Origin of the sequence: Streptomyces prasinopilosus (genome assembly GCF_001419695.1) — a bacterium.
Taxonomy (GTDB): domain Bacteria; phylum Actinomycetota; class Actinomycetes; order Streptomycetales; family Streptomycetaceae; genus Streptomyces; species Streptomyces prasinopilosus.
The window spans coordinates 1-8,364 of sequence record NZ_LIRG01000156.1 but is presented as its reverse complement, the minus strand read 5'-3'; the positions used below and the strand labels follow the sequence as shown (position 1 = coordinate 8,364).

General features: G+C 72.5%; 6 protein-coding genes. 3 read left to right on the top strand and 3 right to left on the bottom strand.

Translation table 11 applies throughout. The features are described from left to right. Positions 1–731: 731 nt before the first annotated feature. Positions 732–1,280: a MarR family winged helix-turn-helix transcriptional regulator gene (locus AOK18_RS07935; protein ID WP_055570599.1), complete on the bottom strand. Its 549-nt coding sequence runs from the start codon at positions 1,278–1,280 to the stop codon at positions 732–734. A gap of 138 nt (positions 1,281–1,418) precedes the next feature. Here AOK18_RS07935 and AOK18_RS07930 point away from each other — a divergent pair, with 138 nt between their 5' ends. Further along, positions 1,419–2,696: an MFS transporter gene (locus AOK18_RS07930; RefSeq protein WP_055570598.1), complete on the top strand. Its 1,278-nt coding sequence runs from the start codon at positions 1,419–1,421 to the stop codon at positions 2,694–2,696. Between the two features lie 66 nt (positions 2,697–2,762). On the opposite strand, the gene AOK18_RS07925 is transcribed toward AOK18_RS07930, so the two are convergent. Together AOK18_RS07925 and AOK18_RS07920 are read right to left on the bottom strand one after the other, a co-directional pair. Further along, the gene (locus AOK18_RS07925; protein ID WP_055570597.1) at positions 2,763–4,439 is read right to left on the bottom strand and encodes an ATP-binding SpoIIE family protein phosphatase; all 1,677 of its coding nucleotides are present in this window, start codon (positions 4,437–4,439) and stop codon (positions 2,763–2,765) included. A 173-nt stretch (positions 4,440–4,612) separates the two neighbouring features. After that, positions 4,613–6,001, bottom strand: a complete 1,389-nt coding sequence (locus AOK18_RS07920) for an NAD(P)/FAD-dependent oxidoreductase (RefSeq protein ID WP_079104898.1) — start codon at positions 5,999–6,001, stop codon at positions 4,613–4,615. 377 nt (positions 6,002–6,378) lie between these two features. Here AOK18_RS07920 and AOK18_RS07915 point away from each other — a divergent pair, with 377 nt between their 5' ends. Further along, the gene (locus AOK18_RS07915) at positions 6,379–7,125 is read left to right on the top strand and encodes a TetR/AcrR family transcriptional regulator (RefSeq protein ID WP_055570595.1); all 747 of its coding nucleotides are present in this window, start codon (positions 6,379–6,381) and stop codon (positions 7,123–7,125) included. Between the two features lie 198 nt (positions 7,126–7,323). After that, positions 7,324–8,364, top strand: a 1,041-nt coding sequence (locus AOK18_RS07910) for a sigma-70 family RNA polymerase sigma factor (protein WP_157865053.1), incomplete at its 3' end; no start/stop codon positions are given.

The following is an 8,364-nucleotide window of genomic DNA, read 5'->3' as shown; positions in this document are numbered from 1 at the left end:
TCCGTGAATGTTTACCGGTGATCCGGTGACACATGCACGAGAGCGGCACGCCGGGCGGAATGGGCCCGGTCGTGTCCAGCGTCCTCGCTGTGTTTACTGCAAAGGAACCTCAACGATCCGGACCGGACGGTCCGTGTCGTCGGGGTATCAACATATCTGGCGTTGATTTTTGGCACGCTGTTGAGTTCTCAAGGAACGGACGCTTCCTTCGTACCGGCCCTCGCGGGCTTTCCTCCGGGCGCTTCCCTTCGGTTCTGCGTTTCCGACTCTATCAGACCGTTTCCGGTGCGATGTCCTCGGTGGCTTTCGCCGTTTTCCGCCGTTCGGGGTTTTCCGCTTGCGCGTTTCCCTTTCCGGCGGTTCCGACTCTATCAGATCTTCTTCTTTGATCTGACCCCCGGTCAGCGGGGTTTGTCTTTCCGGCCGTTGGGCCGTTCCGACGTCTCAAACCTTAGCGGACTCTCTCGCCGCTTCTCAAATCGGAGCCGTTCGGTTCCGATTCAAGTCGCCGGCATCCCTGCGAATTGAATTCGGGCATACCGAAAGCAGTCCGCTGAGGAGGTCGTGCTGGTGGTGTGAGTGCCGCTCTCGCGGCGGAAGTGCTGCCGGGGAGCCGTTACGGCTCGATGGCAACTCGAAGGACTCTACGGACCGGGTGGGGGGAAGTCAAGCACCCCCTGTCAAGATCTTTTCGGCCGCTCGCCGGCCGGTCGCCCGCGGGGACGAAGCCGTCAGTCCAGGTCGGTCAGACGGCCGCCGGCGTCGGGCTGGGCGTCCTCCACCCTGCGCAGGAGGCGGGTGAGCACCTCGCCCAGGACGGTCCGCTCGTCCGGGGACAGGTCCTGGAGCAGGTCCTCCTCGAAGACCGTCGCCATGCGCATCACCTCGAGCCACTTCTCGCGGCCGGCGGGGGTCGCCTCGACGATGACCCGGACCCGGTTCGTCTCGTCGCGTTCCCGGTTGACGAGGCCCTCGGCGACCATGCGGTCGATCCGGTGGGTCATGGCGGCCGGCGTGAGGCCGAGGCGCTTGGCCAGGTCGCTGGGGCCCATCCGGTACGGGGCGCCGGACAGGACGAGGGCCTTGAGGACCTCCCAGTCGGCGTTGGTGATGCCGAGCTCGGCGGTCTGGCGGCCGTAGGCGACGTTCATCCGGCGGTTCAGCCGGGACAGCGCGGAGACGATCTTCTCCACCTGGGGGTCGAGGTCCTGGAACTCGCGCTGGTACGCGGCGATCTGCTCTTCGAGTGTCGGCTCGCTGAGGCCGGAGGTGTCGCCCATGGCCCGCAGTATGGCATGACGCTCTTCACTCTGAAGCCCTTCGCGATGAAGTCATTCGACGTGTACTCTTCACCTTCGAACTTTAGCTTCTAAGTCTTCACTATTAACTTGCAAGAGAGGGTGAACGTGACCAGGGCGATGGGCGCGGCGATGCGCCGGATCCACGTGGGCAACGCACTCAGTGCGTTCGGCCTCGGTTTCACCGTCCCCTACCTGTACGTCTACGTGGCGCAGGTACGGGGACTCGGGGCCGTGACGGCGGGGCTGGTACTCGCCGTGTTCGCGGTGGCCGCACTGATCGTGCTGCCGTTCGCCGGACGGGCCATCGTCCGGCGGGGCCCGCTGCCGGTGCTGCTCGCCGCCCTGCTCACGGCCGCCGTCGGGGCGCTGAGCCTGGGCCTGTCGAGCGGTGCGTCGAGCGTGCTGGTGTCGTCGGCGCTGCTCGGCGCCGGACAGGCCGTGATGCAGCCGGCGCTGGCGACGATGATCGTGGACTGCTCGACGGCGGAGACCCGGTCGCGCGCGTTCGCCACGCAGTTCTTCCTGCAGAACCTCGGGCTCGGGGTCGGCGGTCTCATCGGCGGACACCTCGTCGACACGACCAGGGCCTCCTCCTTCACCGTCCTGTTCTCGATCGAGGCGGCGATGTTCCTGCTGCTGGTCGCGGTGATGGCGACGGTGCGGATGCCGCGCTCGCCCCGTATCGAGGGTGCTCCGGCTCCGTCGGGCAAGGGCAGTTGGAAGCGGCTGATGGGCAACCGGGCCATGGTGCAGCTGTGCGTGCTGGGCTTCGTGCTGTTCTTCGCCTGCTACGGCCAGTTCGAGTCGGGGCTGAGCGCGTACGGGGTCGAGGCGGCCGGTGTCTCGACGTCGACGCTGGGCACGGCACTGGCGGCGAACACCCTGGCCATCGTCGTCGCGCAGTTCGTGGTGCTGCGGTTCGTGGAGCGCCGCCGCCGCACGCGCGTGATCGCGTCGGTGGGGCTGCTCTGGGCCGTCGCGTGGGCCGTGGCCGGGTACGCGGGCCTCGGGAACGGCAGCCAGGCGATGGCGACCGCCGCCTTCATCTCGACGTACGCCCTGTTCGGGCTCGGTGAGTCGATGCTGTCGCCGACGCTCGCGCCGCTGGTCGCGGATCTCGCGCCGGAAGGGCTGGCGGGGCAGTACAACTCGGCGTTCGCCCTGGTGAAGCAGCTCGCGCTGGCCATCGGTCCGGCGGTGGGCGGACCGATGGGGGCCTCGCTGCACGGGCCGTACATCGTGGTCTTCGTGCTGTTCTCCCTGGCGATCACGGTGCTCGCGCTGCGGCTGGGCCGGCAGCTCACGGAGGTGCAGGACCATCCGTCCGCGGCACGGAGCCGGGTGGTCGCCCAGGGCGGCACCGCTCCGGCGGGCCAGTCCCCGGCACACGCCTGAGACCGCACGCGGGTCCGGGGCCGTCCGCGCACCCGGGGCCGGCGCGCGCACCCGGGACCCGCGCTCCTACGGCGTACCGCCCTCGGGGCCGGCGCCCTGGGGGGCGGGTTTCGGCAGGGCGAACTCGCACCAGACGGCCTTGCCGCCGCCCGGGGTGCGCCGGCTCCCCCAGTTGGAGGCGATCGTCGCGACGATGGCGATGCCCCGGCCGGTCTCGTCGGCGGGTTCCGCGCGGCGGCGTCTCGGCAGGTGGTCGTCGCCGTCGGTGACCTCCACGATCAGCCGGCGGTCGGTGCGGCGCAGGCGCAGGCGCATGGGCGGGGTGCCGTGCTGGAGGGAGTTGGCGACCAGTTCGCTGGCGGCCAGCACGCCCAGGTCGTGCAGGTCCGAGGAGAAGCGCCAGCTGGTGAGCACGCCGGAGGCGAAGGCACGCGCGCGGGGGGCCGCTTCGACGCCGCCCAGCAGTTCCAGGGCGGCGTTGTGGAACAGCTCGCTCTCCGGACCCGTGCGGGCGGGGTGCTGGAGCACCAGGACGGCGACGTCGTCGTCGTGTTCCGGGGTCACGCCCGCCGAGCGGACCAGGCGGTCGCAGATGACCTGGGGGGTGCCGGTCGCGCCGGCCAGGGCGCGCTCCAGGGCGGCGATGCCCTCGTCGAGGTCCTCGTCGCGGCGCTCGACCAGGCCGTCCGTGTAGAGGACGGCGGTGGAGCCGGGCTCCAGCGGGATCGAGCCGGAGGAGTACATCCAGCCGCCGGTGCCCAGCGGGGGACCGGTCGGTTCGTCGGTGCGCTGGACGGTGCCGTGTTCGTCGCGGACCAGGATGGGGAGGTGGCCGGCGGAGGCGTGGACGAGGGTGCCCTCGTTGGGGTCGTGGACGGCGTACACGCAGGTGGCGATCTGGTTGGCGTCGATCTCCGTGGCGAGGCCGTCGAGCAGCTGGAGGACCTCGTGCGGGGGCAGGTCGAGGCGGGCGTAGGCGCGCACCGCCGTGCGGAGCTGGCCCATGACGGCCGCCGCGCGCACGCCCCGGCCCATGACGTCGCCGATGACCAGGGCGGTGCGCCCGCCGCCGAGGGTGATCACGTCGTACCAGTCGCCGCCGACGGCGGCCTCGGTGCCGCCGGGGTGGTAGGTGGCGGCGACCCGCAGGTCGTCGGGTTCCTCGAGCTCCTGCGGGAGCAGGGAGCGCTGGAGGGTGACGGCGGTCTCGCGCTGGCGGCGCTCGCTCGCGCGCAGGCGTTCGGCGGCCTCGGCGTGGTCGGTGACGTCGGTGGCGAAGACCAGCACGCCGTTGCCGTCGCCCTGGGTGACCGGGGTGCAGGTGAAGGTGTAGGAGCGGCCGTCGGGGGCCTTGCGGGACTTGACCGTGCGGGGCTTTCCGCTGCGCAGGACCTGGTCGAGGAGGTTCAGCAGGCCGAGTTCCTCGAGTTCCGGGAGCGCGCCCCGCGCGGGGGCGCCGACCGGGCGGGGGCCGAAGGCGGCCGTGTAGGCGCCGTTGAGGTAGGCGATGCGGTGGTCCGGGCCGTGCACCAGGGCGACGAGGGAGGGGACGTGGTCGAGGACCTCGCGCACCCTGAGGTCGTCGACGGCGGGCACGGGCCGGGAGGGTTCGGCGGCTTGTCCGACGCGGGCCGGGGGCACGGAGCCCTCTCCCCGCCGGTCCGGGGGGACCGCGTGCTCGCCGCGCGCCGCGGCGCGGCGCTGCGTTCCGGGGAGCCGGGCGCTCCAGCGGGTGAAGTTCACGGATCCTTGCCTCGCGTAGGTGTCGGCGGCCGGGAAACGGGACCGGCCGGGGCCCCGGGGCCGCACCGGGAACGGACGGCCGCCCGCCCCGGATGGTGGACCAGTCTGGCAGGCTGCCGGCCGGGCCGACATCCGTCAGACGCCGGACCGGTCCGGGGAGTTCCTGGGTGCGGTCAGGACGACCCCTTCGGGGTGTCCGGGGGGTCCTGGGGAGGCTTTCCACCGGCCGCCAGTTCGAATTCGGCCCGCGGGTGTTCGAGTGAACCCAGGGAGACGATCTCCCGTTTGAAGAGCCCGGCGAGGGTCCATTCGGCGGCCACGCGCGCCTTGCGATTGAAGGTGGGGACCCGGCTCAGGTGGTAGGTGCGGTGCATGAGCCAGGCGGGGTAGCCCTTGATCTTGCGCCCGTAGACGTGGGCGACGCCCTGGTGCAGTCCCAGGGAGGCGACCGACCCGGCGTACGAGTGGGCGTACGTCCGCAGGGGTTCGCCGCGCAGGGAGTGCACGATGTTGTCGGCGAGCACCTTCGCCTGGCGGAGCGCGTGCTGGGCGTTGGGGGCGCATTCCCGGCCGGGGTCCTCGGCGGTGGCGTCGGGGACGGCGGCGGCGTCGCCCGCGGCCCACGCGTGCGGGGCGCCCTCGACGGCGAGTTCGGCGGTGCACCGCAGCCGTCCGCGTGCGTCGCGCGCCAGGTCGGTGGCGGCGAGGACGGGATGCGGTTTGACGCCCGCGGTCCACACGACGGTGCGGGTGGGGAAGCGGGCGCCGTCACTGAGCACGGCGACCCGGTCGGCGCAGGACTCCAGGCGGGTCTCCAGGCGCACGTCGATGTTGCGGCGGCGCAGTTCGCTGACCGTGTAGCGGCCCATCTCCTCGCCGACCTCGGGCAGGATGCGGTCCGAGGCCTCGACGAGGATCCACTTCATGTCCTCGGGGCGGAGGTTGTGGTAGTACCGCGTGGCGTAGCGGGCCATGTCCTCCAGCTCGCCGAGCGCCTCGACGCCCGCGTAGCCGCCGCCGACGAAGACGAAGGTGAGGGCGGCGTCGCGGAGCGCGGGGTCGCGGGTGGAGGAGGCGATGTCCATCTGTTCGAGGACGTGGTTGCGCAGCCCGATGGCCTCCTCGAGGGTCTTGAAGCCGATGGCGTGGTCGGCGAGGCCGGGGACCGGCAGGGTGCGCGAGACGGAGCCGGGCGCGAGGACGAGTTCGTCGTACACCACCGCCCGGCCGCCGGCGCCCCCCTCGCCGCCCCTCTCCGCGTCGGCGAGGGTGGTGACGGTGGCGACGCGGGCGGCGTGGTCGATGGCGGTGGCCTCGCCGATGACGATGCGGCACCGGTCCAGGACACGACGCAGCGGTACGACCACGTGACGAGGGGAGATGGCACCGGCGGCCGCTTCGGGGAGGAACGGCTGGTACGTCATGTACGGGTCGGGGGTGACGACGGTGATCTCCGCCGCGCCCCGGGCGAGTTCCCGTTTCAGCTTCCGCTGCAGACGCAGGGCCGTGTACATCCCGACGTAGCCACCGCCGACAACGAGAATGCGCGCACGTTCCTTCACCCTCCCATGACGCACCCGTCGCCTGCGTTTGTCCACAGCCCCGACGAATTGTGTGACCGGAGGCGAAGGGTGCACCGAGCGGCCCGGCGTCCGGGAACGAACGGTTCGTGCCCAGGTCAGCGGCTCTTTCCCGGTGCTTCTCCCGGGGGGCGTACGGGATCAATGTGCCCCGTACTCCGATCGGGGGGCGCTCCGTGCGGAACCTGCCCCTTCTGAATTGACTTCCTCTCAACTATGTTCGTACGTCGACGGGGTGTAGGGGGATGCGCTCATTCGGGTCCGCGACGGGCGGACCCGGCCACCGGGCATGTTTCTCGAGCTCCGGCCATCTGTGGCGGGGAGTCTCCGGGGGGAGACGTCATCACCGGGGGAAACGTATGCATGTTCAGGATTCTCATTGGTCTTCCGCGTCCGCCGTGGCGCCCGGCACCGCGCTGAGCGCGCCGTCGCCGGCTCACGGGCGCCCCGGGGGACCGCGCACGACACCGCTGCGCGTGGACGCGCAGCGCAATCTGGAGCACGTGCTGCGCGCGGCACGCGAGGTCTTCGGCGAGCTCGGCTACGGCGCGCCGATGGAGGACGTGGCACGCCGGGCCCGCGTCGGTGTGGGCACGGTGTACCGGCGCTTCCCGAGCAAGGACGTCCTGGTCCGGCGGATAGCCGAGGAGGAGACCTCCCGGCTGACCGACCAGGCGCGCACGGCGCTCGGGCAGGAGGACGAGCCGTGGTCGGCGCTGTCCCGCTTCCTTCGCACGTCGGTCGCCTCGGGCGCCGGGCGGCTGTTGCCGCCGCAGGTGCTGCGGGTGGGCGTGGCGGACGAGCAGGAGCACGCGCGCGTGCCGCAGCAGCGGACGCAGCCGGCCGGCGCCGACCTGCGGCTGGTGCCCGAGAGGGCGCCCGCCGGGGAGGACGACGCCGGTGCGGCGCAGCTCCTCGACGTCGTCGGCCGGCTCGTGGAGCGGGCCCGCGAGGCGGGCGCGCTGCGGGCGGACGTGTCGGTGTCGGACGTGCTCCTGGTGATCGCCACGGCCGCGCCCTCGCTGCCGGACCCGGCCCAGCAGGCGGCGGCCTCCGCCCGGCTGCTGGACATCCTGCTGGAGGGCCTGCGCTCGCGTCCCGCCTGAGGACGGGTGCGCCCGGCGGGGCCCGTCCGCACCGGACGGGCCTCCACCCCTTCCCCCGACGAGTGACCGTCCACATGCATGTGCGACAGAAACCCTCGAACGGGTGGAGGGACCGCTCCGAGCTGTCCCGGCCGAAAGCCGCTGTGACAACCTGACACCTGATCAGAACCGGATGGGCAGGTGGCGGGGGCTTCCGCGATGAGCGTTGACGGGCGGGACGAGTCGTACGGTGACGGCGACTCCGGGGCCGAGAACCCGCCGCAGGTGCCGGGGCAGGGGTGGCGCGCGAGCGTGCCCCCCGACGACATGGACGACCCGGACGGTCTCGTCCCCGCCCAGCGCGACCGGCGCGAGGAGGGCATCCTGCCTCCCCTGCGCGAACGGCCGCCGTCCGACGCCGATCTCGTCGCGCGCCTGCGCGCGGGCGACGACTCCGCTTACGGGGAGCTGTACCGGCGCCACGCGGACGCGGTGCGCCGGTACGCCCGCACCTGCTGCCGGGACGCCCACACCGCGGACGACCTGACCGCCGAGGTCTTCGCCCGCGTGCTCCAGGCGGTGCGCGGCGGTTCGGGTCCCGAGCACGCCGTACGCGCGTACCTGCTCACGACCGTACGGCGGGTGGCGGCGTCCTGGACGCAGTCGGCGAAGCGCGAGCACCTGGTGGACGACTTCGCGGTCTTCGCCGCCCAGGCCGAGCGCCTTCCGCACGGGTCCGGCACCGGCGCCCCGGACCAGGGCGCGGGCGCGGACGTACGGGCGATGCACCGGGCCGAACAGTCGCTGGCCATGCAGGCGTTCAGGTCGCTGCCGGAGCGCTGGCAGGCGGTGCTGTGGCACACCGAGGTCGAGGACGAGTCGCCGAGCACGGTCGCCGCGCTCTTCGGCCTGGACGCCAACGGCACCCGCGTCCTGGCCAGCCGCGCCCGTGAGGGCCTGAAGCAGGCGTACCTCCAGGCGCACGTCAGCGCGGCCCTCACCGACGACGAGGAGTGCGCCCGCCACGCCGACCGGCTCGGCACGTACGCGCGCGGCCGGCTGCGCACCCGCGCCGAACGGGGCCTGCGCAAGCACCTGGACGCATGCGCGCGGTGCCGGCTGGCGGCGACCCAGCTCCAAGAGGTCGCCGGGGGCATCCCCGCCCTGGTACCCGTGGCCGTCATCGGCTGGTTCGGCCCCGCCGGGTACGGCAAGGCGGCCGGTCTCCTCGCCGGAGGCGCGGCCGCCTTGCCGTACCCG

What these genes read in the sequence shown, in the direction of transcription:
- AOK18_RS07915 (WP_055570595.1), top strand. Translation starts at nt 6,379, where the DNA reads ATGCATGTTCAGGATTCTCATTGGTCTTCCGCGTCCGCCGTGGCGCCC.
- AOK18_RS07930 (WP_055570598.1), top strand. Translation starts at nt 1,419, where the DNA reads ATGGGCGCGGCGATGCGCCGGATCCACGTGGGCAACGCACTCAGTGCG.
- AOK18_RS07935 (WP_055570599.1), bottom strand. Translation starts at nt 1,280, where the DNA reads ATGGGCGACACCTCCGGCCTCAGCGAGCCGACACTCGAAGAGCAGATC.